This is a genomic window from Mycolicibacterium arenosum, from assembly GCF_024320865.1.
Lineage (GTDB): Bacteria > Actinomycetota > Actinomycetes > Mycobacteriales > Mycobacteriaceae > Mycobacterium > Mycobacterium arenosum.
Map to the genome: position 1 here is coordinate 40,607 of NZ_JANDBD010000009.1, position 23,977 is coordinate 64,583.

Annotated in this window: 24 protein-coding genes; 5 read left to right on the forward strand and 19 right to left on the reverse strand. The window is 69.0% G+C overall.

The window, feature by feature from the left end; genetic code table 11:
• A partial coding sequence (locus NM203_RS21105; protein ID WP_255062360.1) for an endo-1,4-beta-xylanase occupies positions 1 to 1,846 on the forward strand: 1,846 nt, incomplete at its 5' end.
• A 48-nt stretch (positions 1,847 to 1,894) separates the two neighbouring features.
• Here the strand turns inward: NM203_RS21105 and car are convergent.
• Entirely contained in the window at positions 1,895 to 5,350 is a 3,456-nt protein-coding gene (car, locus tag NM203_RS21110; protein WP_255062361.1) for a carboxylic acid reductase, read from the reverse strand.
• Between the two features lie 182 nt (positions 5,351 to 5,532).
• On the opposite strand from car, the gene NM203_RS21115 reads away from it, so the two are divergent.
• Positions 5,533 to 6,462 carry an SAM-dependent methyltransferase gene (locus NM203_RS21115; protein ID WP_255062362.1) on the forward strand — a complete coding sequence of 310 codons (930 nt, stop codon included), beginning with the start codon at positions 5,533 to 5,535 and terminating at the stop codon, positions 6,460 to 6,462.
• Position 6,463: 1 nt separating this feature from the next.
• Here NM203_RS21115 and NM203_RS21120 read toward each other — a convergent pair whose 3' ends face one another.
• The 6 genes from NM203_RS21120 to NM203_RS21145 form a co-directional block, all read right to left on the reverse strand.
• A complete protein-coding gene (locus NM203_RS21120) occupies positions 6,464 to 7,360 on the reverse strand; it encodes a DMT family transporter (RefSeq protein ID WP_255062363.1) in 897 nt (298 codons plus the stop codon).
• 3 nt (positions 7,361 to 7,363) lie between these two features.
• Entirely contained in the window at positions 7,364 to 7,636 is a 273-nt protein-coding gene (locus NM203_RS21125) for a hypothetical protein (RefSeq protein ID WP_255062364.1), read from the reverse strand.
• 14 nt (positions 7,637 to 7,650) lie between these two features.
• Positions 7,651 to 8,724: a phosphotransferase gene (locus tag NM203_RS21130; RefSeq protein ID WP_408633391.1), complete on the reverse strand. Its 1,074-nt coding sequence runs from the start codon at positions 8,722 to 8,724 to the stop codon at positions 7,651 to 7,653.
• On the reverse strand, positions 8,715 to 9,923 hold the full coding sequence (locus tag NM203_RS21135) for a cytochrome P450 (RefSeq protein WP_255062366.1): 1,209 nt from the start codon (positions 9,921 to 9,923) through the stop codon (positions 8,715 to 8,717). Before NM203_RS21135 ends, NM203_RS21130 begins: the two co-directional genes overlap by 10 nt.
• A 93-nt stretch (positions 9,924 to 10,016) precedes the next feature.
• On the reverse strand, positions 10,017 to 11,006 hold the full coding sequence (locus NM203_RS21140; RefSeq protein ID WP_255062368.1) for a LacI family DNA-binding transcriptional regulator: 990 nt from the start codon (positions 11,004 to 11,006) through the stop codon (positions 10,017 to 10,019).
• A 4-nt stretch (positions 11,007 to 11,010) separates the two neighbouring features.
• Entirely contained in the window at positions 11,011 to 12,309 is a 1,299-nt protein-coding gene (locus tag NM203_RS21145; RefSeq protein ID WP_255062369.1) for an MFS transporter, read from the reverse strand.
• Between the two features lie 90 nt (positions 12,310 to 12,399).
• Between NM203_RS21145 and NM203_RS21150 the strand changes: the two genes are divergently transcribed.
• The gene (locus NM203_RS21150; RefSeq protein WP_255062370.1) at positions 12,400 to 13,053 is read left to right on the forward strand and encodes an O-methyltransferase; all 654 of its coding nucleotides are present in this window, start codon (positions 12,400 to 12,402) and stop codon (positions 13,051 to 13,053) included.
• On the opposite strand, the gene NM203_RS21155 is transcribed toward NM203_RS21150, so the two are convergent.
• Together NM203_RS21155 and NM203_RS21160 are read right to left on the reverse strand one after the other, a co-directional pair.
• Positions 13,050 to 13,481, reverse strand: a complete 432-nt coding sequence (locus NM203_RS21155; RefSeq protein WP_255062371.1) for a type II toxin-antitoxin system Rv0910 family toxin — start codon at positions 13,479 to 13,481, stop codon at positions 13,050 to 13,052. The two genes, NM203_RS21150 and NM203_RS21155, sit on opposite strands and share 4 nt — an antisense overlap.
• Positions 13,482 to 13,509: 28 nt before the next feature.
• A complete protein-coding gene (locus NM203_RS21160; protein WP_408633388.1) occupies positions 13,510 to 14,565 on the reverse strand; it encodes an esterase family protein in 1,056 nt (351 codons plus the stop codon).
• A gap of 253 nt (positions 14,566 to 14,818) precedes the next feature.
• Here NM203_RS21160 and NM203_RS21165 point away from each other — a divergent pair, with 253 nt between their 5' ends.
• Positions 14,819 to 15,196: a heme-binding protein gene (locus tag NM203_RS21165; protein ID WP_255062372.1), complete on the forward strand. Its 378-nt coding sequence runs from the start codon at positions 14,819 to 14,821 to the stop codon at positions 15,194 to 15,196.
• On the opposite strand, the gene NM203_RS21170 is transcribed toward NM203_RS21165, so the two are convergent.
• The 10 genes from NM203_RS21170 to NM203_RS21215 are packed head-to-tail and all read right to left on the reverse strand — an operon-like array spanning position 15,193 to position 23,519.
• A complete protein-coding gene (locus NM203_RS21170) occupies positions 15,193 to 16,047 on the reverse strand; it encodes a rhomboid family intramembrane serine protease (protein ID WP_255062373.1) in 855 nt (284 codons plus the stop codon). The genes NM203_RS21165 and NM203_RS21170 overlap by 4 nt on opposite strands.
• A 16-nt stretch (positions 16,048 to 16,063) precedes the next feature.
• Entirely contained in the window at positions 16,064 to 16,849 is a 786-nt protein-coding gene (locus NM203_RS21175) for an acyl-CoA thioesterase (protein ID WP_255062375.1), read from the reverse strand.
• A 26-nt stretch (positions 16,850 to 16,875) separates the two neighbouring features.
• Positions 16,876 to 17,310: a hypothetical protein gene (locus NM203_RS21180; RefSeq protein WP_255062376.1), complete on the reverse strand. Its 435-nt coding sequence runs from the start codon at positions 17,308 to 17,310 to the stop codon at positions 16,876 to 16,878.
• Between the two features lies 1 nt (position 17,311).
• Positions 17,312 to 18,532 (reverse strand): DUF58 domain-containing protein, encoded by a 1,221-nt coding sequence (locus NM203_RS21185; RefSeq protein ID WP_255062377.1) that lies wholly within the window; start codon positions 18,530 to 18,532, stop codon positions 17,312 to 17,314.
• Positions 18,529 to 19,488, reverse strand: a complete 960-nt coding sequence (locus NM203_RS21190) for an AAA family ATPase (RefSeq protein WP_255062379.1) — start codon at positions 19,486 to 19,488, stop codon at positions 18,529 to 18,531. The genes NM203_RS21185 and NM203_RS21190 overlap by 4 nt, the downstream gene beginning before the upstream one ends.
• Entirely contained in the window at positions 19,485 to 19,967 is a 483-nt protein-coding gene (locus tag NM203_RS21195) for a hypothetical protein (protein ID WP_255062380.1), read from the reverse strand. Before NM203_RS21195 ends, NM203_RS21190 begins: the two co-directional genes overlap by 4 nt.
• Entirely contained in the window at positions 19,964 to 20,908 is a 945-nt protein-coding gene (locus NM203_RS21200; protein ID WP_255062382.1) for a DUF4129 domain-containing protein, read from the reverse strand. The genes NM203_RS21195 and NM203_RS21200 overlap by 4 nt, the downstream gene beginning before the upstream one ends.
• Positions 20,909 to 20,936: 28 nt before the next feature.
• On the reverse strand, positions 20,937 to 22,103 hold the full coding sequence (locus tag NM203_RS21205; RefSeq protein WP_255062383.1) for an alpha/beta hydrolase: 1,167 nt from the start codon (positions 22,101 to 22,103) through the stop codon (positions 20,937 to 20,939).
• On the reverse strand, positions 22,100 to 22,570 hold the full coding sequence (locus NM203_RS21210) for an SRPBCC family protein (protein ID WP_255062384.1): 471 nt from the start codon (positions 22,568 to 22,570) through the stop codon (positions 22,100 to 22,102). Before NM203_RS21210 ends, NM203_RS21205 begins: the two co-directional genes overlap by 4 nt.
• A 43-nt stretch (positions 22,571 to 22,613) precedes the next feature.
• The gene (locus NM203_RS21215) at positions 22,614 to 23,519 is read right to left on the reverse strand and encodes an SDR family NAD(P)-dependent oxidoreductase (protein ID WP_255062385.1); all 906 of its coding nucleotides are present in this window, start codon (positions 23,517 to 23,519) and stop codon (positions 22,614 to 22,616) included.
• Between the two features lie 87 nt (positions 23,520 to 23,606).
• On the opposite strand from NM203_RS21215, the gene NM203_RS21220 reads away from it, so the two are divergent.
• Positions 23,607 to 23,975, forward strand: coding sequence for a hypothetical protein (locus NM203_RS21220; protein WP_255062386.1), 369 nt, complete (start codon positions 23,607 to 23,609; stop codon positions 23,973 to 23,975).
• The last annotated feature ends 2 nt before the right edge of the window (positions 23,976 to 23,977 follow it).

The following is a 23,977-nucleotide window of genomic DNA, read 5'->3' on the forward strand; positions in this document are numbered from 1 at the left end:
CGACGCCGACTACGACGCCCTGCGCTACAGCGCCGCCAACACCACCAAGGGCACCGTCACCGTCACCACCACCGGCGCCTGGACCTACACCCCCACCACCGCCGCCCGACACGCCGCCGCCGCGATCGGCGCGCCCGCCTCAGCCAAACAGGACACCATCACCCTCACCGTCAGCGACGGCTACGGCGGCACCACCAACATCCCCGTCACCCTCACCATCATCCCCAAGAACACCGCACCGACCAATGCCGTTGCAATCGTGTCGAATACGCATCTGCGCACCGGCGTGGTCACGGGAGCGATCACCGCGTCGGACGCCGACGGCGACGGCTTCACCTACAAGTCGACCACCTCGACCAAGGGGGCGTTGTCCATCGGTACCAGCGGCGCATTCACCTACACCCCCACAGCCGCCGCCCGGCAGGCCGCGTCCGCTGCCAATGCGACGCCGGCGGCCAAGCTGGACACGTTCACCATCACCCTGGCCGACGGTCACGGCGGATCCGCCCAGACGGTGCTCACCGTCGCGGTCACCCCGTACGGCGCCAACAGTCCGCTCACCCAGGTGAGCAGCTCTGTGGGCCAACCGAATTCCGCGATCGGCGCCGTCCAGGGCACGGTCACGGCGATCGATCCGGAGGGCGACGCGCTGACCTACCGGGTGACCTCCGGCCCGACGAAGGGCAGCGTGAGCATCGACACCGGCACCGGTGCGTTCACCTACACGCCCACCACCAGGGCGCGATACGACGCCACCGTGCGACCGCCGGGACAGGTCGTCGACTCGTTCACCGTCACGGTGTCCGACGCATACGGCGCCTCCGTCTCGACGACGGTGAGCGCCGTGCCGATCGCGGGGTACGACGCACACGCCATCGACCAGCGGCCGACGTCCGTCGGCATCACGGATCCCTATCTTTACTACGCCTCGCAGGAGGAAACCGACGAGATCCTCGACCGGCTGCAGGCCGCCGGCGTCGACACCGTGCGCATTCACGTGCCATGGGCCGGCGTCGAAGTCGAAGACGACGTCTACGACTGGTCGCGGGTCGATCGGATGGTCGACTCGGCGCGCGCCAGGAACATCACGGTGGTCGCCACCCTGAACCACACGCCGGAGTGGGCCGTCACGCCCGGCCAGCCGCCGCTGAGCGGGGCGCCCGCGGACCCGCAGACGTACGCCGACTTCGCGGGTGTCGTCGCGGCGAGGTACGCGGGCCGCGTCTCCGCCTACGAGGTCTGGAATGAGCCGAACGCGAAGATCTTCTGGGGCCCTGAGCCGAGCCCCGCGCAGTACACCGCGCTCCTGAAGGTGGCTTACGCGGCGATCAAGGCAGCAGATCCCAACGCCACGGTCGTGGCGGGTTCCGTGGGCTTCATCGAGGACAACCCCGGCGAGACCATCGACGCCGTCCGCTTCGTCAGGGAGATGTACGAGAACGGCGCCGCAGGAAGTTTCGACGCCCTCGCGTTCCACCCGTACCACTACTGGTCACCGTTGTCGGTCGAGGATCCCGAGCAGATCTACCCGCGGGCGCAGCTGGAGCAGATCCATCAGCTGATGGTCGCCAACGGCGACGGCGAGAAGGTGATCTGGGCAACGGAATACGGGCAGCCCACGTTGATCGGCGGCGAGGCTCGGCAGGCCGAGTTCCTCGCCGACTTCCTGCGCACGTGGCGCGAGATCCCCTACGCCGGGCCCGCCTACCTGTACACCACCAGGGACGGCGTGGGATACACCGATCTGGAGAACTCCTTCGGCCTCTACCGCGAGGACTGGACGCCGAAGCCCGCGCTCGGCGTGGTCGAAGAGGTCATCGACGAGAACGACGCCAGAGACCTTTAGTGATTCGTGCACCCGGAGGAGCGGTGAGCGCTCCTCCGGGTGCACAAATCACAGGAGACCCAGCAGTTTCAGGTCGGTGATGTACTTGACGATCACCGGCGCGGTCACGTGCGGGATGTCCTTCTCCGGGCCGATTTTCGCGTCCTGCACCGCCGAGCGGAACCGCTCGGTCGACGCCACCGCACCGTTCACCGGATGCTCCGGCTTCTGGTAGTTGTGCAGCAGCGGGAGCAGCGACGCGTTGCGCTGCCGCTCCGGCAGTGCCCGCAACGTCGTTTCGAACCGCTCGAGCCAGGCGCTGTACTCGTCGACGCGCTGGATCGGGTAGCCCGCGTCGATCAACCAGCCGACGAAGGTGTCCATGTCGACGCCGTCGTCGTGCGGGTTCATCACGTGGTAGGTCTCGAACCCGTCGGCGACAGCGACGCCCAGCGTGGAGATCGCCTCCGCGATGAACTCGACGGGTAGCCCGTCGTAGTGGGCGCGCTGCGGCTCGCCCTCGGAGTCCAACTCGTAGAACGACTTCGGGGCCACACCCGTGGTGACGAGCGACAGCATCATGCGGGTGAACATGTCGGGCAGGTTGAGCTGTCCGGCGTACGTGGTGTCGGCGAGGATCATGTCGCAGCGGAACACCGACGCGGGCAGCCCGAACCGGTCGTGCGCCTCGCGCAGCAGCACTTCGCCCGCCCACTTGCTGTTGCCGTAGCCGTTGGCGTAGCTGTCGTCGATGCGCCGGGTCGCACTGACCACCCGCACGTCGGCGTCCTCTTCGAAGTCGCGGCTGTCAGCTATCCCCGCGCCCACCGCCATGGTCGACACGTAGACGAACGGCTTGATCCGCGTGGTGAGCGCGATGCGGAGCAACTCGGCGGTGCCGACCACGTTCGGTCCGAACAGCTGGCTGTACGGCAGCACGTGGTTCACCAGCGCGGCCGGGTCGACGATCAGGTCGACGGTGTCGGCCAGTCGCAGCCACGTCGCGTCGTCCAGCCCGAGGTTCGCCTCGCCCTTGTCACCGGCGAACACCTCGAGATGGTCGGCGGCCAGTTCGCGGTAGTGCGCCAACAGCTTCGGATCGCCCGAATCGAACGTGGCGTCCAGCCGCGCGCGAGCCGCTGCGTCGTCCTTGGCCCGGACCAGGGCGATCACCTTGCCGCCGACGAGGTCCATCCGCTCCAGCCACTCCAGCGCCAGGTAGCGGCCCAGGAATCCGGTTGCGCCGGTCAACAGAACCGTCCGCACCTCGGCGGCCGGCCCCGGCAGCTCGCCGGCGGCGGCCAGCGTGGCCTCGTCGAAGAACTTCTCCAGGGTGAGGTCGGCGGCACGCACTTCGACGGCGTCACGCCCGTGTACAGAGGCGAACGTCGGCCGCTTCGCGCCGGAGCTGCGCTCGGCGTCCACGTAATCGGCGATCGACGCGAGATCGCTTGCGGGGCTGACGATGACGCCGACCGGAACCTCGATACCGAAGATGTCCTGCAGCAGGTTCGAGAACGTCAGCGCCGATAGCGAATCGCCGCCGAGATCGGTGAACTGCGCATCTCCGGTCACATCGGCGGACGCAGCGCCCAGCAGTGCGCCGGCGGCCCGCCGCACCGTTTCGAGGGTGGGCCGGTCGGCGCCCGTGCGGCGCAGGTCTCGCAGCTCGCCTTCCTGGCCGTCGGCCAGTTCGGCGTAGAGCTGCTCGAGCTGCGGGCCGTAGGTCGCCTTCAAGCGCGGCCACGCCAGCTTGCGAATGCCGGTCAGCAGACCGTTCTCCAACGTGAAAGGTGTGGTTTCGATCAGAAAGTCGCGAGGAACTTCGAAAGACTGGAGATTCGCGGCGTGTGCCACGTCCTTGAGCGACGCGGCGATTGCGGCCTTGTCGACGGTATCGTCGCTGGGCACCACCACGGCCAACAGGTAGGGCCGGGCGCTGTTGCCGTAGACGAAGATCTGTTGCACCAGAGGGCTGTTGCCGAAGGCCGCCTCGAGTTTGGACACCGTGACGAACTCGCCCTGCGACAGCTTCAGCACGTTGTTGCGGCGGTCGACGTAGCGCACCTGATCGGGGCCGAGCTCGGCGACGATGTCACCGGTTCGGTAGTAGCCGTCGGCGTCGAACACCTCGGCCGTGACCTCGGGCCGCTTGTAGTAGCCGGGGAACAGTTGGTCCGACTTCACCAGCAGCTCGCCGCGCGGGTGCGGAACGTCGCTGCCGAAGTACCCCAGTTCGGGGACGTCGACGAGCTTGTAGTCGAGGACCGGGGGCCGACGGATCACGCCGTCGACGAACACCGCGCCGGCCTCCGTCGAGCCGTACCCCTCGGTGAGGTGAACGCCGAGGAAGTCCTCGACCCACGCCTTGAGCTCGGCCGAGATGGGCGCGGAGCCGGTCAGCACCGACACGTAGCGGTCGCCGAGCATGTCGGTCCTGATTCGCTCCGGCTCTTCACCGCGCGCGATTCGGCTCTCGTAGTCCTGGTGCAGCATGTCCCAGACGCGTGGCACGAAGTTCATCTGCGTGGGTCGCACCAGCGCGAGGTCCTCGAGGAACGTCGACAGATCGCTGCGGGCCGAGAAGTACGCGGTGCCGCCTGCGGCGAGCGTGCCGTACAGCCCACCGCGTCCCATCACGTGGCTCATCGGCATGAAGTTCAGCGTGATCGCGGGCACCAGACCCTGCTGCTCGTCCCAGTGCCGGTTGGCGTCGGACCGCCACAGCGAGGCGACCTTGCTCTCCGGGTAGATCGCGCCCTTCGGGGCACCGGTGCTGCCGGAGGTGTAGATCAGCAGCGCGATCGGATCGTCGCCATCCGCCACCGCGGACACGACGGGCAGGTCGGCGCCGCGGGCGATCACGTCCGCGAGCGTCTCGACCACGACACCGGTTCCGGCGAGCGAGGCCACCGTCTCCTCGTAGGCCGCGCGCTGGGCGTCGACCTCGGGCCGGTAGTCGAACACGACCAGGCGCTGCGGCGCGGGACCGGCGGCGATGAGGGACACGGCGTCGGCCACGTAGTCGATACTCGACGCGATCAGGCTCGGCTCGGTCTCGGCGATGATCGGCTGCAGCGCCGCGTGCGGGGCGCTGGTCTGCAGCGGGACGGACACCGCTCCGAGCAGTGCTGCCGCGGTGTCCACGACGACGTAGTCGGGGCTGGTGAAGCCGAGGATGGCGATCCGATCGCCTGCGTCGACCGGGGTTCCGTGCAGCGCGGCGGCAGTGGCGCGCACCCGGTCGCCCAGGTCGCCGTAGCGGATCGTGTCGAACCGCGGTAGCAGCTTGGTCGTGGTGCGGCCGCCGGCGTCGGTGACGAGTTCGACGGCGCGGTAGCCGAGAGCGGGCCGGTCGGCGTAGCCGTCCAACACGGCGGCGACGACGCCGGGCAGCCGTAGACCGGGCTGGTCGGCGGCCTCGCTCACCGTCTGGTCGGGCTTTGCTGCCGCGAACTGCTCATCGGTGTCGTAGAGGTTCTGGATGCGGCGTTGCAGCCGTTCATCGTGGGTATCGGTGGTCATCGGAGTCCTTAGTACTAACGCTGTTATCGCGGCGCATCTTCGCGTCCAACCGAAACAACGTTAGCAAAACTAAAGGTTGTTCCCGCGTTCCTGACCTGCCAGTTTCCTGTGTGAGGACCATCACGTGGCGCCGTTGGTTAATGCGGCTAAGTATTGGAGGCGGACATTCGAAGGAGACGGCCATGACGAGAACCGACAACGACACCTGGGATCTGGCGACCAGCGTCGGCGCCACCGCGACGATGGTGGCCGCGGCCCGCGCGATTGCCACCAACGCCGACGAGCCCCTGATCAACGACCAGTTCGCCGAACCGCTGGTACGCGCCGTCGGCGTCGACTTCCTGACCAAGTGGGCCAGCGGCGAGATGGATCCCGACCAGTTCGAAGACGACGCCGCCGGCTGGGGGCTGCGCTACATGCCGTACGCGATGGCCGCGCGCACCCAGTTCTTCGACGCGTTCTTCGCCGACGCCGCCGAACGGGGCATCCGCCAGGCCGTGATCCTCGCCTCGGGACTGGACTCCCGCGCGTACCGGCTCGAGTGGCCGGCGGGCACCACGGTCTACGAGATCGACCAGCCCCAGGTGATCGCGTTCAAGCGGACCACGCTCAGCCGGTTCGGCGCCTTCCCCACCACCGACCTCAAGTCGCTGGCCGTCGATCTGCGCGACGACTGGGTGTCCGCACTCACCGACGCCGGCTTCGATCCGAACCAGCCGTCGGCCTGGATCGCCGAGGGACTCTTCGGCTACCTGCCGCCCGAGGCGCAGGACAAGCTGCTCGACGCCGTCACCGAACTCAGCGCACCCGGAAGCATGATCGGCGTCGAAGCGGTACCGCACAATCCGGACGCCGACTACGCCGAGGCCCGCGAGAAGATGCGGGAGGCCACCGAGAAATGGCGCGATTTCGGCTTCGATCTCGACTTCGCGGAACTGACGTTCGAGGGCGAGCGGCACGACGTCGCCGAGTACCTCGACGCCCGCGGATGGCGGACCGACGCGATCTCGATGAGTGCCCTACTGACCGAAAAGGGCTATCCCGCAATGCCTCAGGTGGATGGGGCGGCCTCGATGGCCGACGTGCAGTACACGACGTCGCACCGGCGCTGAGCTACGCGGGGTCGCGCGCGGCCTTGAGTTCGAGTTCGGCCTCGTAGGCGCCCTCTTCCCTGGCGAGTGCGACCGTGGCCACCGTCATCGCCGCGAGCGCGATCGTCAGGGCGATGGCTGCGGCGCCACCCGCGTCGAGTTCCTCGCCGAGCACGACGGCGCCGAGCAGGATCGCGACGACGGGTTCCAGCACGAGCATCGTCGGCACCGACGTCTGCAGTGCACCCGCGTGAAAGGCCGACTGCTGCAACAGCGTTGCGAAGACACCGAGCGCGACGAGGGCGTACGGCGCCGGGGTGGCCAGCACGCCGAGCAGTCCGCGGTCGGCACCCATGTGCATGACGATCTTGGTGACCATCGCGACCATGCCGAACAGGAAACCGACCGCCACCGCCAGTAGCACGGCGCGCTGCCACCCCGCGGGGAACCGCACGGCGACGACCACACAAGCCAGCACCAGTACGACGCACGCCACCGAGACGATCACGGCCAGCGTCATCGACGACGGCGTCTCCTGCGGTCCCGGTTTGGCGAGCAGGACGAACACCGCCAGACCCACCGTGAGAAGGCCTGCCCACAGCCACTCGGTGCGGGTCACCCGCCTGCCCGACAGGCGCGCGCTCAACGGCAGGGTGAACAGCAGCGCCGACACCAGGATGGGCTGGACGACGATCAGCGAGCCCTTGATGAGCGCCAGCGCCTGGAACACGAACCCGAGGACCGCGGCACCGGTGCCCGCCCACCAGAGCGGCCTGCGCAGCAGCGTGGCGAGCATCCTGGTGCTGACGCCGTCTTCGCTGGGGACGTCCATCGTCGCGCGCTGCCGCACGACGATGCCGATGGCCATGAAGATCGCGGCGCAGAGCGCCAGAACAATGGTGAGGCCGTGTCCGAGCAACGGTCAGCCGGCTTCGACGCGGTCACCCGCGTCGGCCTTATCGGCACGCGTGTCGGGCCCCAGCCTGTCGGCCACCCGACCGACCGCATCGTCGACGCGCTCGACCGCAGCGCCGAACCGATCGCGCACCCGCTCCCCCGCCGTGTCGACGTCGTCGGCGGCACTGAGCAGGTGCGCTCGCACGCTCAGCCGGAGCCGCTCCGCGACCGAACGCAGTCGCAGCCGCACGTGATCGTCGACCTCAACGGTGACGTAGGGCAGTACCTTGAGCCGCATGCCGCCAGAGTAGTTCAGCGCGCCGCGGCAGTCAGATCGGCCAGAGCCTGCGCGGTCTGAAGATCCTCGTACGCCGCCGAGTACCGCTGGGCCAGCGCCAGTGCGATATCCGGGCGCTGCCACAGCTCCCCGGCACTGGCGGTGCACAGCCACAGCGTCAGACCGTGGGCCACCGATGCCCGGTAGCGCAGCCAGATCTCGTCGGCTGTCGGCAGCTCGTCGGCCGGCAGGCCCAGCCCGCCGCGGTAGACCGCCAGCAGCTCGCGCTCGTGTTGGCGGCGGTCCTCGGTGGTGACGGCGCCCTGCAGGAAGTAACCGAGGTCCAGAGAGAAGTTGCCGCGCCTGGCGACCTGCCAGTCGAGGAAACCCAGTTCGCCGTCCGGCAGCACGTAGGTGTTCCCGACGTGCGCGTCCCCGTGCAGCAGCGTGGGCGGGCCGACGGTCAGCGTGCGGATGTAGGGCTTCCAGACGTTCTCGATGAGCTGCTCGATGGACAGCGCGTGCACGGACGCCGGCGCGTCGTCACCGAGCCGGTCCAGCGCGGCCTGCAGTGGCGCCGCACCCATGCCCTCCCAGGGGACGAACGGCTCGAGCCAGGTCAGTTCGGGGCGTTCGACGCGGTGGCCCCAGTACCGGCCGTGCATGCGGGCCAGGCCACGCAGACCGTTGGCGGCCTGGTCGACCGACAGCGGCCGGACGGCGTCCCGCGGGTCGGCACCGCGTGCGGTGAGGTCCTCCATGACGAGCAGGAAGTCCTCGTCGGTTTCGTCGATCACCGCCGCGTACACCAGCGGATGCTCCAGCGGCAGAGGCACTTTCGAAGTGAACAGCCGTGGCTCGTGCAGCAGACCGCTGGTGAGCTTGATCAGGAACTTGTGGTCCGGGTCGACGGCCTTGACGAACACGGTGTCCGGGCCGTCCCCGGACGAGTAGCCCAGCGACAGCCGCGCGCGACGGTTGGTGCCGTCGTCGCGCATCTCGACGGTCACCGAATCGACGACGACGCCGGCCAGGTCCAACGCCGTCGTCATCCACTCCGGAGTGAGCTCGGCCCAGTCCTTCGGGACGGTGAGCGTCATCAGACGGATGCCGGCATCGAGTCCCAGCCGCGGATGGTCGACGTCGTCGAGAACACCGCGTTGTCGAGGTCGACGTCCCACTCCGGGAAGCGCTTGAGGATCTCCTCCAGCGCGATCCGACCCTCGAGGCGCGCCAACGACGACCCCAGGCAGTAGTGCGCGCCGACGCTGAACCCGAGGTGCGCGTGGACCTCGCGGTTGATGTCGAACGCGTCGCCGTCGGGCGGGAACTGCCGGTGGTCGCGGTTGGCGGCGCCGATGAGCATCATCATCACCGCCCCCTGCGGCACCGTCTGCCCGTAGAGCGTCGTGTCGCGCGTGACGTAGCGCGCCACGTGCGGGGCGGGCGGCTCGAAGCGGACGAGTTCCTCGACGGCCTTCGGAATCAGCGTCGGGTCCTCGACCAGCTGGCGGCGCTGATCCGGATGCTCTGCGAGAACCTTTCCGGCCCAACCGATCAGCCGTGTCGTGGTGTCGTTACCCGCGCCCGCCACCACGTTGATGTAGATGAGCAGCTCGTCGCGGGTGAGCTTGCGGGTCACGCCGAACTCGTCCACGAACTCGACGTTGAGCAGTTCGGTCATGATGTCGTCGGACGGGTTGTCGACGCGCCAGTCGATGTAGTCGGCGAAGATGTCGCCGCTCACCAGACCCTCCTCGGCGGCCTTCATCGGCTTTCCCGCCTCGGTTTTCATCTGACTGGTGACGTGATCGCGGATCTTCTCCTGGTCCCCCTCGGGGATCCCGATGAGCGCGCTGATCGTCTTCATCGGCATGACCGCACCGAGGTCGGTGACGAAGTCGAACCTGCCGGTGCCGATGAGAGGGTCGAGCGCCTCGACGCAGTAGTTTCGGATCTTCTCCTCCAGCAGCGCGATCTTGCGCGGGGTGAACATGCGCGCCAGCAGCTTGCGGTGGATGTCGTGCACCGGCGGATCCTCGAAGATGAGCACACCGGAGGGGATCGGGAAGTCGGCTCTGATGAGTTCCAGGATGGCGCCCTTGGCCGAGCTATACGTGCCGTGGTCGACGATGCCCCTGTTGACGTCCTCGTAGCGGCTCACGGCGTAGAAGTCGTGCTGGGAGTTGTAGTACAGCGGCGCCTCCTCACGGAGTCGCTTGAACACCGGGTACGGGTCGGCGTTGATCTCCACGCTGTACGGGTCGAAGTAGACGCCGTCCTTCGTGGTGTCGAGCGTGTCGGTCACGGGTCCGCCTCTCTGCAGTTCTCGGGGCTGCGACAACTGCTTACCCGCGTAAGTTACACGGCTGAGCAACCGCCCGACAAGGCCGCGGGCGGCTCAGGTGGAGGCGCGGACGATCAGCGTCGCGGCGTCGGTGCGGCTCAGGTCCGCGTCGGTGGGATAGCCGAGTTCGGCCATCATGGCGGGCACGGCGGTGTCGACGATGGTCTTGGCGTCGAAGCCCACCGAGGTCAGCGGCGGTCCGCTTACGGCTCCGAGCGGGATGGCGTCGACGCCCATCACCGCCAGATCGTCGGGACACCGCAGACCCGCCGAGCGGATGCCGTGCAGGACGACGAACGCCGTCTCGTCGCTCTGGGCGCACACCGCGGTGCGATCGTCGGCCACCCAGGCGCGCACCGCATCGGCGGCGTCCGACCCGTCCGGCGCGACCGTGCCGGCCGTGATCTCGGGCAGACCGCGACGCTGCGCGACCTCGCGCAGGCCCGCCAGCCAGTAGTCGCCGAGCGGGCGCAGCACCTCGGCGCCGTTGTAGGCGAACGCCAGCCGCGAGTGCCCGCGGGAGACGAGATGGTCGATTCGCATCTCGCCGACCGTCACGTGCAGTGAGCCGAGCGCCTGCAACTTCTCGCTGCCGAGGTAGATCTGCGGGATGCCCGCCTTCTCGACGGCAGCGGCGGCGGCGCCGGTCAGCGGGAACACTCCGGTGACGGCCATCGGGTTGAGGTCGGCGACGGCGTCGACGATGTTCTGCCCGTCGTCGGTCTCGAGTTGAAGTGACAGCACGATGCCGTGCCTGGCGAGAGCCGTCGTCATGTGGCTGCCGACCGCGAGCGGCAACTCACCCATATCGGTGCGCGGCACGACGTACAGGACGACGCCGCTGCCCCCGCTCGCGAGGTTTCGGGCGGCGAGATTCGGCCGGTAGCCCAGCTTTTCGGCAGCAGCGTGGACGGTGGCCCGCGTCTGCGCCGAGATCGTCTGCCCGGACACGTTGTTGAGCACGTAACTGACGGTCGCGGTCGAGACGTTGGCGAGGCGGGCCACGTCGGCCTTGGTCGGCCGCGCCGCACCTCTGGTTGCCACGGCATCATCGTGGCACGTCCGCCGTCACAGCAGAAAGCGAGCGGCCCGCGGTCTCCTTCATCACCAGCACCGCCGCCAGCGACACCGCGGCGGCCGCCATCAGATAGAACGCGGGCACCATGACGTTGCCGGTCCGCGCCGTGAGCCAGGTCAGGACGTACGGGGTGGTACCGCCGAAGCCGGCCACCGCGATGTTGTAGCCGATCGAGAACCCGCTGTAGCGCACCCTGGTCGCGAACAGTTCGACGCCCGCGGTCACCGCGGCGGAGATGTACACCGCCTCGATCGCGGCCAGCAGACAGTGCGCCGTCAACACCGCCGGCAGCGAGCCCGACGTGATCATCAGGAACAGCGGATAGGCGAACACGACGAACAGCGCGGTGCCCGCGATCAGCATCGGGCGCCGACCCACCCGGTCGGACAGCGCGGCGAACGGCAGCGTCAGGATCAGCGCCGTCAGGCTCGCGAGGGTGATCGACGTGAACGACTCGGTACGACCGAAGCCCAGCGGCTTGATGAGGTAGTTCGGAACGAACGTGAACACCACGTAGTAGCCGACGTTGAAGATGAGGAACAACCCGAACACCTGCAGGATCGACGGCCACGACGTGGTGATCGCGTCGCGCAGCGGCCGTCGCGCGACGTTGTCCTCCCTGCGCAGTTCGGTGAATTCGGGGGTGTCGTCGAGACGCAGCCGGATGTAGAGGCCGATGAGTCCGAGCGGCGCCGCGAGCAGGAACGGGATCCGCCAGCCGTAGCTCTCCATCGCGTCGGCGGGCAGCAGTGCCTGCAGCAGCGTCACGGTGACCGACCCCAGCAGGAAGCCGAGCAGGCCCGACCACACCATGAACGTGACGATGACGCCGCGCCGCCGGTCGGGCGCGAACTCGGCGAGGTAGACGGCGCCGCCGCCGTATTCACCACCGGCCGAAAACCCTTGCAGGCAACGGCAAACCAGCAGCAGGATCGGCGCAGCGATGCCGATCGACTCGTAGGTCGGCAGCAGCCCGATCACCAGCGTGGCGCCCGACATCAGCAGGATGACGACGGCCAGTACCTTCTGCCTGCCGATGCGATCGCCGAGCGGTCCGAACACCAGCCCCCCGAGCGGTCGGACGAAGAACGCCGCCGCGAAGATCGCGAACACGCTCAGCAGCGCCGCGGTCTCTTCACCCCTGGGGAAGAAGTTGGTGGCGATGATCGTCGCGAGGAAGCCGTAGATCGCGAAGTCGAACCACTCCACGGCGTTGCCGATGGACGCCCCGGTGACGGCCCTGCGGACGGCGGTGGATTCGGCTGGCATGCCGCCACACGATAGTCAGACGTGTTTCCGTCTGGCGCAGAACGTGATTGAGCGTTCCGCTTAGCGGCTCGCGAGCGTACCGTCGGCCCTATGAGCACGCTCACCGACACGAAAGTCGCTTCCGCCCTTGACCGCATGTACGCCGAGTCGAAGGCGCAGCGCGAGGCGCTTCACGACCCTGCGCGCTGGCAGAAGCTCGAGGGCGCCAGTGCCCAGGAGCGCGCCGACGCGCTGAGCGACATCTACATGCCGGTCACGCCGGAGGCCGGTCGACTGCTCTACTCGCTGGTGCGTGCCAGCCGACCCGCCACCGTGGTCGAGTTCGGCATGTCGCTCGGGTTGTCCGGACTGCATCTAGCCGCTGCCGTGCGCGACAACGGCACCGGCCGCGTCGTCACCACCGAGATGAGCGCCGCGAAGATCGCCACCGCCAAGCGGAACTTCACCGACGCCGGCCTGGCCGACGTCGTCGACGTCCTCGAGGGTGACGCGCTGCAAACCCTTGCCGCGCTGGAGGGTCCGGTCGGTTTCGTCCTGCTCGACGGCTGGAAGGAGTTCTACCTGCCGGTGCTCCACCTGCTGGAGCCGCGACTGTCCGCCGGTGCGATCGTCGTCGCCGACAACACGAACATGCCCGACACCCAGCCGTACCTCGATTACGTCCGCGATCCGGCCAACGGCTACGTCAGCGTGAACTTCCTCGCCCGCGACAGCGACAGCATGGAGCTCAGCTGCCGCGTCTAGCGGCCCAGCGACGCCAGGTTGTTGACCGACTTCTCGACGTCCGAGCGGATCACCCGTGCGACGAGTCCGCCGACCGGTCCGCTGAGCAGTCCGCCGCCCAACTCGGCGAGCACCCCGAAGCGGGTACCGGGGTCGGACTCCTCGACCGACATCGTCAGGGTGATCCGCACCCCGCCGAAACCCTGGCCACGGAGCTGGATGCGGCGCGGCGCGTCGTACTCGGTGACCTCCCAGTGGATGGTGTTGCGGAAGCCCTTGACCTTGATCAACGCCGACACCCTGGTGCCCAGCTCGACGGTGTCGGGCACCGGACTGCGCCACCCGCCGAAGATCGTCAGCCACTCATCGAATCGATGCAGGTCCGATGCCAGCTTCCAGGCCTGTTCGGGGGACAGCTTCGAGGAAACCGACACGTCGACGTTCGCCATGGGTCTCTTAGTACCCAACTTCGGGCGGTTAAGCAGGGAGTGTGACGCCGGGGACGATCAGGGCTGCGGCGGGAAGCCCCGGCGCAGCCGGTGCGGGTGCGGGAGCTGGCGCAGGTGCCGGCGCGGGTACGCCGACCCCGAGCACCCGGAGCAGGTCGGGCTTCATCGCCTGCAGTTGCGAGCCCCAGTACCCCCAGCTGTGCGTCCCGTTGGCCGGGAACTGGAACACCGCATTGCGCCCGCCCGCCGCGACGTACTTCTGCTGGAACTCCTTGTTGGTGTTCACGGTGACGTTCTCCAGGAACTGCGCGCTGTACTGCACACCGAAGTCGCCGGGGGCGTCGAGGTCGGACGCCCTGCCGTTGCCGCAGTACACCCAGATCGCGGTGTTGTTCGCCACCAGGGTGGGGATGTTGACCATCGGATCGTTGCGCCGCCACGCCGGATCGCTCGCGACGCCCCACATGTCGGTCGAGTTGAAGCCGCCCGCGTCCTTCATGGCGAACCCGATCATGGTGGGCCACAAGCCCTGTGACGGGTTCAGGAAGCCGGAGAGCGACGCCGCGAAGATGAACTGCGTGGGGTAGTAGGCTGCCAGGTTCAAGGCGGTGCCACCGGACATCGACAGTCCGACGACTGCGTTGCCGGTCGGCGCGACGCCCTTGTTCGCGGCGAGGTACGCGGGCAACTCCCTGGTGAGGAAGGTCTCCCACTTATAGGTCGTGGTGCCCGCGCTGCCCTTGGCCGGCCGGTACCAGTCGGTGTAGAAGCTCGACTGACCGCCGACGGGCATCACCACCGACACCCCGGAGTTGTTGAACCACTCGAACGCGGCGGTGTTGATGTCCCAGCCGTTGGCGTCCTCCTGGGCGCGCAGTCCGTCGAGCAGGTAGACCGCGTGCGGGCCCCCGCCCTCGAACTGCACCTTGATGTCGCGTCCCATCGCCGGTGACGGCACGTTCAGCAGTTCGATGGGCAGACCCTCGCGAGAGTAGGCCCCGGCGGTCGGCGTACCCACCAGGCCGATCGTCAGCGCGACGGCGGCGGCCACCGTGGTCAGCCTGCGTACGTAGGTCCCCAGCACTGGTGTGACTCCATCTGCTCGCGCGTGTGTTGTTCGGAAGCTAACAGCGGGGTGCCCGACACCCGGTAGCCCATGCGGGCCGTAATCGCCTCGTTATCAGGGCGTTTCGCGATCCTTATGCGATCGGAGGCGCCCGGGCCGTCGCCACCCACCCGGGAGCGGTTCGTGAAGCACCTGTGAATCGGCTTGTACGACAAGCTTCTGCGGGTGTCCACACGGCAGACTCAGGCCCAACACAGTGAGGAGCAACACCATGACCTTTCACACCCGGGCAGTCCGGCTCATCGCAGGCGGCGGCCTCGTCGCAGGTGCCCTTGGCGCCACAGCGCTTTTCGGGGGCGTCCCGTCCGCATTCGCCAACGAGGACCCGGCCGCCAACCCGCCCAACTGCAGCGCCGCCGACCTCGAAGGGGTGCGCGCCGGTGTCGACGCCTCCACCTCCGCGTACCTGTTCAGCCACCCCGACCTCAACGCCTACATGAGCAGCCTGCAGGGGCTGTCGCGCGACGAGACCGCCGCGAAGACGAAGGCCTGGCTGGCGCAGCACCCGCAGGAGCAGGCCGAGATGACCGGTATCCGCCAGCCGCTGGTGGACCTCAAGGAACGCTGCGCCGCACCGCCCAGCCCCTAGGCGTACACCGCTCCGGTCATCAGGCTCGCAGTCCGCAGCCACACCGCTGCGGCGAACACGACGAGCAGTCCGACGATGACCGCCACGTGGATCAGGGTGCGGTGCGCGCGCGGTGCGTAGCCGTAGGCGAAGCCCACGGCGACACCGGTCAGCAGCCCACCGACGTGGCCCTGCCAGCTGATCGACGGCACCACGAAGGTGATCACCAGGTTGATCGCGATGAGCCCGATGATCCACTTGACGTCGAAGTTCAGCTTGCGAGCCAGCACCAGGGTCGCGCCGAAGAGCCCGAAGATCGCGCCCGACGCCCCGAGTGTCCCGGTGTCGACCGGGGTGAGCTGGTAGACGAGGACCGAGCCGCCGAGCGCGCTCACCAGGTAGAGGCCCAGAAACCGGCTGCGGCCGAGCCAGTGCTCGAGGGCCGGGCCCGTCACGTAGAGAGCCCACATGTTGAAGACGATGTGCATCAGGTCGACGTGCAGGAACGCGGACGACACGAGCCGATACTGCTCGTCGTACAGCGCGATACCCCTGGGCCACAGAACGAGTTCCTCGTAGACGCCGGGTACCGCCTTCTGCACGACGAACATCACCACGCTGATCGCGATGAGCGCGTAAGTGACCCAGGGCTTGCCGGTCGGCCTACCGCCGAACGTCGTCGTCGCCTGCCGTACCGACTTGGCACCCTCGTTGACGCAGTCCACGCACTGGTGCCCGACGGCCGCCGACCGCATGCAGTCGCCGCAGATGTACCGCCGGCACCGCGTGCACTGCACGTAGGTGGCGCGCCCTGGATGGCGGTAGCAGCTCGGCGCTTCCGGTGGCGACGCCGGCGGGTTCGGGAAACTCACACGTCCACTCTTCCAGCTAAAGGCGCCAAAGCGCCTCCTGGGTGGTGCTCGCCACCAACGCGCCGGACCTGTCGTACAGCGATCCGACGACGAGTCCGCGCGAATCGGCGGTGTTCAGCGGACGCACGTCGTACAGATGCCACGCATCCGGGGTGAACGGGCGGTGAAACCACACTGCGTGGTCGAGGCTCGCGGCGAAGCCGGACTCCTCGTCCGGCGAAGCGCCGGGCGGCCTCGCCACCGGCACCGGCCCGAAGTCCGACATGAAGGTCAGCATGCAGGCGCGCGTCAACGCGTCGTCTTCGACGGCGTCGCGGGTCCTGATCCAGAACGGCGGCACCGCGAACATCGAATCGTCGCCGGGAGTGACCCTGATGTCGAAGCGGCCCGCGAAACCGAGATCCACGTCCTTGGGCACGGCGGTGTCGAAGTCCAACACGGTGGCTCGCGGCGCCTGCCAGTCGGCGGCGGGCTCGGGACGGTGGAACGAGGCGATCATCTCGAGGATCGTCTTGCCGTGCTGAACCGCGGTGACGCGCCGAGTGTCGAAGGAGCGGCCGTCGCGCGTGCGCTCGACCTCGAGTTCGACGTCGACGTTGTACTCACCGCCGCGGACGAAGTAGAGGTGCAGTGACTGCGGCAGCTTCTCCGGATCGACGGTCGCACCCGCCGCGGCCAGTGCCTGCGCACCGATCAATCCGCCGAACAGCCTGTCGCCCGAGCCGCGACGGACGTTGTGCGCGATGAACAGGTCACCCCGGCGTTCGAAGTCCAGCAACCGCGCGATCCAACTACCCGTCATGTCGCGGGTAACCCTAACCGCACGGGTCAGGCGACGTCCGACAGCCCGCGCACCGCGATGGCGAACGCACCGAGCACGGCGAAGGGCGCGACGAGCGGCGCCCACGGCAGTTCGATCGGCACGGCCGTCGCGAGCACGCCGAGCGCCGACGCCCCGAAGACCGCGACCAGCGTCGGCAGGGTGACGGCCTCCCCCCGGTCGGCGTGGCGGACGGCCAGGTAGCAGGTGGCACTCAAGCCGGCGAGCGCCGCGAGCAGCGGCGCGGCGTCGGACAGGGCGAGCGCCGCTATCGCCAGCACCACCGCCGCTCCCGCCAGGGGTGCGAACCACACCGACCCGACGACGGCAACCGCCGCGACGACGGCACAGCCGAGTCCCGGTGCGTCGGCCTGCAGGGCCACCGCCGCCACCATCATCAACCCGAAGGCCGTGGCCAGCACCCGCATCGGAATCAGCAGCACCTCAGGGCCTTCCGACTCTGCGATGGTCGGGCACCAACTGCATGACCTGGTCGAGAGGCTGGTCGTCGGGCCACGGCACCACGTCGACGCCGATCGTGCGCATATCGCGGTACATGAACGAGCGCTGCATCGCCCACATCCGGTGGATCAGCGGGTCCTGATCGTCGGCGAACGGCGCGCGCGACAGCACGTCGACCGCGACCACGACGTGCCCGCGCCTGCACAGTTCGATCAGGGCGAGCGCGAAGTCGGTGTCCAGCAGCGTGGAGAACGCGATGACGATGGCACCGGCGGGCAGAGCCGCACGCGGGGCCAGCGTGCCGGACGTCACCTCGTAGTCCGCACCGGCCGCGAGCACGGCGTCGAGCACCCGGTAGAACTGGCGCCTGCCGATATCGGCTCCCAGCCAACGCGGTTGGGCGCCGAGGGCGACGACGCCCGCGCGGTCACCGTTGCGCAGCGCCGTCTGCACCACCTGCACGGCTCCCCGCACCGTACGTTCGGTCGCCGCAGTGGCGGGGCCGGCGGGCTGGTCGTAGGTGTCGACGAGTACGACGACGTCGGCGGCGCGCTCACTCAACCGCTCGGTGACGTGCAGGCTGCCCCGCCGCGCGCTCACCGGCCAGTTCACGCTGCGCAGTTGATCGCCGGGCACGTAGGCTCTGATGTTGCCGTACTCGACGCCCCTGCCGACGTAGGCCGTGAGGTGCGTGCCCAGCCGGTCGAGCAACTCGGTGCGCGGCAGCGGGGTCACCTGTGGCGGAGCGACCGGGAACACGAACAACTCGGCGGCGTCGACGGTGCCGGTTCCGGTGAGCAGCCCGCCGCGGGCGGAGACCCTGCACCGCGCCCGCACGGGATAGCGTCCCCACCGCTGCGCCGATACCGTGAGTTCGGTTGTCCGCGTGTCACTCTCGATGTCCATCCCGGCGCAGGGCTCGATCGTCAGGTCCGCGTTCTCGGCCCGCACCGTGAGCGTCACCCGTTCGGTCTCGAAGCAGCGGAGCACACCCGGCGTGGCGTGCACCAAGACCGCCCGCGGTGGCGGCTGCCAGCGGATCGATGCGAGCAGTCCGAGCATCGGTGCGGCGAAGGCGATCAACTGCCACTGCGAGGTGACCACCGCGACCGCGAGTGCGATACCGGCGCACGTCGCGAGCGCACGGGTGAGCGACGATGTGCGCCAGGTGATCTCGACATCCACCGACCGCTCGTCGATCACGTCGCTCCGCGGGTGCGCGGTACCGGAACCCGGCGCAGCAGCTCGTCGATCACGTCGCGGCTGCGCACCTGACGCACCCACATCTCCGGGCGCAGGCTGATGCGGTGCGCCATCGCGGGTCCGGCCAACGCCTTGACGTCCTCGGGGATGACGTAGTCGCGACCCAGGAGCAGCGCACGGGCGCGGGCCAGCTGAACCAGGTCGAGCTCAGCGCGCGGACTCGCTCCGACCGCCACCTGCGGGTGCTGTCTGCTCGCGACGGCCAGCGACACCACGTACTGCAGGATGTCGTCGTGCACCGTGACGTCCTCCACGGCCTGACGCATGGCGATCACGTCGCGCGCGTCGACGACCTGGTCGACGGCCTGCTCCGGGACGCCCCGTTCGAGACGGCGCTGCAGCATCGAAACCTCCTCCGCCTCAGACAGATACCGGAGTTCCAGCCGCACCGTGAAGCGGTCGAGTTGCGCCTCCGGTAGCGGGTAGGTGCCCTCGTACTCGATTGGGTTGTCGGTCGCCAACACGATGAACGGGTCCGGCAGCGGATGCGTCGTGCCGTCGATGCTGACCTGCCGCTCCGCCATCGCCTCCAGCAGCGCGGCCTGTGTCTTGGGCGGCGTGCGGTTCACCTCGTCGGCCAGCAGCAGGTTGCCGAACACCGGGCCGCGCCGGAACTCGAAGCGCCCGGACTGCATGTCGTAGATGGTCGAGCCGAGGAGGTCGGCGGGCAACAGGTCGGGGGTGAACTGCACACGCGTGAAGTTCAGCCCCAGAGCGCTGGCGAACGAACGGGCGATGAGGGTCTTCCCCAGGCCGGGCAGATCCTCGATGAGGACGTGCCCACGCGCGAGCACCGCGGTGAGGATCAGCGTGAGGGCGGCGCGTCTGCCGACGACCACCCGCTGAATCTCGTCGAGCACGGCGTCACAGCGCGCGGCGGTCGTCGGTGCCGTCATATTCGCTCCAACCGTTGCAGCAGTTCATCGAGCACCTCTCGGCCGGGTCCCGGCTCGTGATTTCCGGTGCGGGATACGTTGTCGGGATCGACCCACTGCCACAGTTCGGTCCCGAAGACCATCTCGGCGGTGGCCTCGAAAGCGTTGGCGTCCTTGCTCTTACGCTGCCCGGTGGCGAGCTCGAACTGACGGGCCAGCATCGGTCGCAGATGCTTGTCCCAGTCGGTGCGCGTCGTCTCCGCCCGCGCGATCAGCGTCTCGGTGCGCACCAGCCAGCGGCGCAGCGACTCCGCCGGGTCACGGGCGTGCGAATCGTCGTAGCCGTCCTGTCTCCGCGTCATGGCCCAGCGAACGCCGAGCACCCCGGTCGCCGCCATCACCCCGGCGGCGATCAGCACGGCCTCGCGTTCCGGAGTCAGCAGCATCGTCAGCTCGGTCAGCGCGATGAGTGCGACGGCCAGGACGACGTAGAGCTTCACGCGGGGCTCCGCATCTCGGCGAGCACCTGGTTGAGTACGTCGACGGCCGTCGCCCGGTGGCTCTCGTTCATCACGTGCGGGCTGAACCGGGCCTCCTCGAACAGGTGCACGAGTCGGGTTGCGGCGCCGGGTCGGAGCGCGTGCTGTTCGACGGCGCGGGCCAGCACCTCCGACGCGGTGTCGAAGTCCTGCGGCGCGGCGCCGGGAACACGAGCGAGTTCGCGTTCCATGGCGACGTAGCACGCGATGATCGCCATCCGCGGCTCCCGGTTCAGGTCCCCCACCTCGGCAAGCCCGACTTCGGCTGCGCGAGCTAGGCTTTCGGAGTCACCCGCTCCGTCGGTGTGCGCACTCGGCGCTTCGGGCGCGGCGGTGACCGCACTCCGCGGCGAGCGGCGCGCGGCGACGACGGTGCCCACCGCGAGCACGAGCAGGAACACCACGGTGGCGGCGTAGAAGTAGCCCAGTGGGTTCGGCCCGTTCGGTGCCGGCTCCGGTGGCTCCGGAGCCTGCGGCGCCGTGGGCGCGCCCGGAGCGACGTCGCGCGCGGTGCCCGGTGCGGAACCCGGCGGGTCCAGCGCGTCACCACCGCCGAGCCTGCTCAGCACGACGGATAGCGTCAGCCACACCAGCACGACGAGGAACGCGACGAGCGCGGACCGCCACGTCAGCCGTCCGGCGTCGCCACGCAGCCACGTCGGGGTACTGCTCTCCTCGGCGCGGGCCGCCGTGCGCTGCCGCGACCGCACGATGACGGCGAGCATCACCACGGCAACGGCGGCGAACAGCATGACGAGGACCACGACGAGGGACGCGGGGTTGTCGGGCACCGGCTCGCGCGGCTTCCGCTCAGCGCCCGGCACGGTGCCGCGCAACGCCACCGCCGCGATGATCGTCAGCGCCGCGAGCGCCAGCATCGATCGGGCGGACCTGTCGGTCATCGGCGACCTCCGTGCTGACTCCTCGATACTAGAGCGGCCCCTGGCCGTGGTCACGCAACCACGTGGCGGTGAGCTGGCGGTACGCCTGCTGGCCGATGCTGCCGGTCCTGGCATCGAATACGTGGTCGGCGTAGGGCACCGAGACGAGTTGCGCGTCGACCCCCGCGCGTCGCGCCGCATCGACGAACCGATGGGTCGCGCCGACGGGCACCAGGTGGTCGGCCGCGCCGACGAGGATCAACGTCGGCGGCGCCGTGGGGCCCAGATGCGTCGCCGACGCGATCGCCGCGTAGCGGTCCGGGTGCTCGGCGGGGGTGCCACCGGTGTAGGCGCCCGCCATGCCACGTGAGGTGTCGCCGAGGATCGCGTCCGAGTTGACGTAGAAGTCGGCCGGGTCGACGGCCGGGTACAGGGCGGTGACGGCTGACACGGCGGGAATGTCTCCACCACAGGAGGATTGGAGCTCGTCGCGGGCCCTGAGATACGCCGTGTTGATGGCCAGGTTGCCTCCGGCCGAGTCGCCGGACAGCGACAGCCGAGTCGGGTCCCCGCCGTAGGCCGCGGCGTTGTTCGCGACCCAGACCAGCGCGCAGCCGAGCTGGCTCTGCACGACGTTCCACAGGTGCCGGTCGGCCGACGACAGCGAGTAGTCGACGGTGATGGTGAGCCATCCGCGATCCGCGAACCACCTCATGTCGGCGCTCTTCGCGTCGCGGGCCCCGGCGACCCACCCACCGCCGTGTATGTAGACGAGGACGGGTGCCCGACCGCCCCCTGCGGGGGGCCGGTACACGCTGACGTTCAGCGGTTCGCCGTCGAACGTCGAGTAGGCCAGCTGCGCATCGGGTACCGAGCCGGCGTCGGTGAACACCCGCAGCGTCTCGGCGATGTCGATGTCCGCACCCGCGTTCTCCACCGCCGACACCATCCGGGCCGTGACGGCGGTCCCGCCCACCGCGATCGCGAGCGCCACGGCGACGAGGACACTCGCGTACCGCCCGCGGTGGCGCCACCGGATCGCGAAGGCGGCCAGCCCGCAGGCCACCGCCACCAACACCACCCAGGTTATCACGGGCGGCACGAAACCGGTGGCGAGGCCCAGCACCGGCACGCCCGAGAGAAACGTGCCGAGGACGCCGACGCCGAGCGCAGCGAGTATCGCCGTCAGCGCGCCCAGCGCGATCCGTCGGATCAAGCCGTTGCGCCCGAAGAGGTTTCGCGTTCCGCCGCTGCGACGAGCTGCCGGGAGAGCAGGACCAGCGCGCCGCGGAGGGCGGCCCGAACGGCTGGCCCCGTGCCACGCAGACCCTCGGTGAACGACCCCGACCAGATCAACTCGGTGCCGCCGGAGGCGTTGGGGGTGAACAGGACCTCGGCGCGGTAGTCCTTCGCGGGGCCCGAGCCGGCGAAGGTGTACACGTGCTTGCGGTCCGGCTCGTACACGAGGGTCTCCTCACGCATCAGAACCGGCCACATCCCCACCTTGCGGATGGCGCCGACTCCTGCGGGTGCCGGGACGCCCTCCCGGTCCCAGCTGGCCTGCAGGATGAGCGGCTTGCCCCACTTCGCCCAACTCGGTCCGTCGGTCTCCATCCGGAACAGCGTGGCGGGCGGTGCGGTGCTGGTGCGTCTGAGCTGAAACGAGAAGGTCCGGCCCGTCATTACGCCTCCAGGAGTCGGTGGTTCCCCGAATTCTCGACGGACCCTACCCGAGCGTGGGAAGGGTGGTTCCCGTCTCGCGCTCGGCGAACTCCCAGAGGCGACCCGCGACGTCGTAGTCGCAGGCCAGGGTGGAACGGCCGATCAGCACCGGGGAGCCGCGCAGGCCCCGCACTCCGTCGACGCCGACGTAGCTTCCCGGCGGGATCGGTTCGCTGATGCAGTACAGCGTCGGTCCGGCGCCCTCGCTGATGTCGTTGGCGAGTAGTCCGCCGACTGCCTGCACGCCGCGGTGCAGGACCGACATCAGCGGCTTATCCGAGACGTGGGAGAGGTTCGACGCCACCCAGCCGGGATGCGTGAGTTGGCTCACCACAGGCGATTTCGCCTCCCGCAGCCGACGGTCGAGCTCCAGGCCCCACAGCATCACCGCGAGCTTCGACCGCGCGTAGGCGCCCATGACGTTGTACTTGGTGCTGCGCAGGTGCAGGTCGTCGAGGCGCAGTCGGGCCGACTTGTGCGCGTCCGATCCGACGTTGACGATCTGCGTCCGGATTCGGTCGAAGATCAGGTTCGTCAGCGCGAACGGGCCCAGGAAGTTGGTCCCGATCGTCATCTCGAACCCGTCGACGGTGTCGGCCCGGTGCTGCGACAGCGCGCCCGCGTTGTTGACGAGGATGTCGATGCCCGAGCACACCTCGTCCAGCAGGGCCGGGAACGCCCGCACCGACGCCTGGTCGGCGAGATCGAGCCTGAGCACCGAGGTGGTGCCGCCGATCTCCCGCGCTCGTTGCGCGCCGAGCTCGGTGTTGCGGACGGCCATGATCACGTGGGCGCCGGCGCGAGCGAGGGCCTGCGCGGTTCCGAGGCCGACGCCGTTGGTCGCACCCGTCACGACGATGTGCTTGCCGGTCAAGTCGCCGAGGCGAGCCGGCGTCCATGCTGAGGTCACGCGACCGAGGGTAGATGGCCGGGCTTCGGTTGCTTGTTACGGGAAAATGATTCCGTGTTACGGCCGTGTTACACGTATGCTGGCGCCATGCGCACGAAGACGGTGTTCACCGAGGTCGAAGCACTGCTGTGCCGCGACGAGTTCCGTTACGTGTCACCGCTGGCGCTCGAGATCCACGTCCGCGCCGTGGCGCGGTGCGTGCGCGGCGCGAACCCCGCGTTCATCGCCGACACCGGCCTCGACGCCATCGCGCCCGGCCCGGTCACCACGCTCGCCGCGGCGGAACTGTGTCTCGCCGGTGTGTGGCACCGTGCCGGGAGCGGCTACGGCGGCTACGTCATCAGCGACGACCAGCTGATCGACCACCTGGCCGAGGCCCCGCTGCTGCGCGGACTCAAGGCCGCCTGCCGCCGATGGTGGCGCGAGTTGAACAGCGAGCGGTTCATCCCGCTGTAGGT

What these genes read in the sequence shown, in the direction of transcription:
- NM203_RS21220 (WP_255062386.1), top strand. Translation starts at nt 23,607, where the DNA reads ATGCGCACGAAGACGGTGTTCACCGAGGTCGAAGCACTGCTGTGCCGC.
- NM203_RS21150 (WP_255062370.1), top strand. Translation starts at nt 12,400, where the DNA reads ATGAGCACGCTCACCGACACGAAAGTCGCTTCCGCCCTTGACCGCATG.
- car (WP_255062361.1), bottom strand. Translation starts at nt 5,350, where the DNA reads ATGACCACCGATACCCACGATGAACGGCTGCAACGCCGCATCCAGAAC.
- NM203_RS21155 (WP_255062371.1), bottom strand. Translation starts at nt 13,481, where the DNA reads ATGGCGAACGTCGACGTGTCGGTTTCCTCGAAGCTGTCCCCCGAACAG.
- NM203_RS21200 (WP_255062382.1), bottom strand. Translation starts at nt 20,908, where the DNA reads ATGACCGACAGGTCCGCCCGATCGATGCTGGCGCTCGCGGCGCTGACG.
- NM203_RS21125 (WP_255062364.1), bottom strand. Translation starts at nt 7,636, where the DNA reads ATGCGGCTCAAGGTACTGCCCTACGTCACCGTTGAGGTCGACGATCAC.
- NM203_RS21145 (WP_255062369.1), bottom strand. Translation starts at nt 12,309, where the DNA reads ATGCCAGCCGAATCCACCGCCGTCCGCAGGGCCGTCACCGGGGCGTCC.
- NM203_RS21210 (WP_255062384.1), bottom strand. Translation starts at nt 22,570, where the DNA reads ATGACGGGCCGGACCTTCTCGTTTCAGCTCAGACGCACCAGCACCGCA.
- NM203_RS21175 (WP_255062375.1), bottom strand. Translation starts at nt 16,849, where the DNA reads ATGACGGGTAGTTGGATCGCGCGGTTGCTGGACTTCGAACGCCGGGGT.
- NM203_RS21115 (WP_255062362.1), top strand. Translation starts at nt 5,533, where the DNA reads ATGACGAGAACCGACAACGACACCTGGGATCTGGCGACCAGCGTCGGC.
- NM203_RS21190 (WP_255062379.1), bottom strand. Translation starts at nt 19,488, where the DNA reads ATGACGGCACCGACGACCGCCGCGCGCTGTGACGCCGTGCTCGACGAG.
- NM203_RS21165 (WP_255062372.1), top strand. Translation starts at nt 14,819, where the DNA reads ATGACCTTTCACACCCGGGCAGTCCGGCTCATCGCAGGCGGCGGCCTC.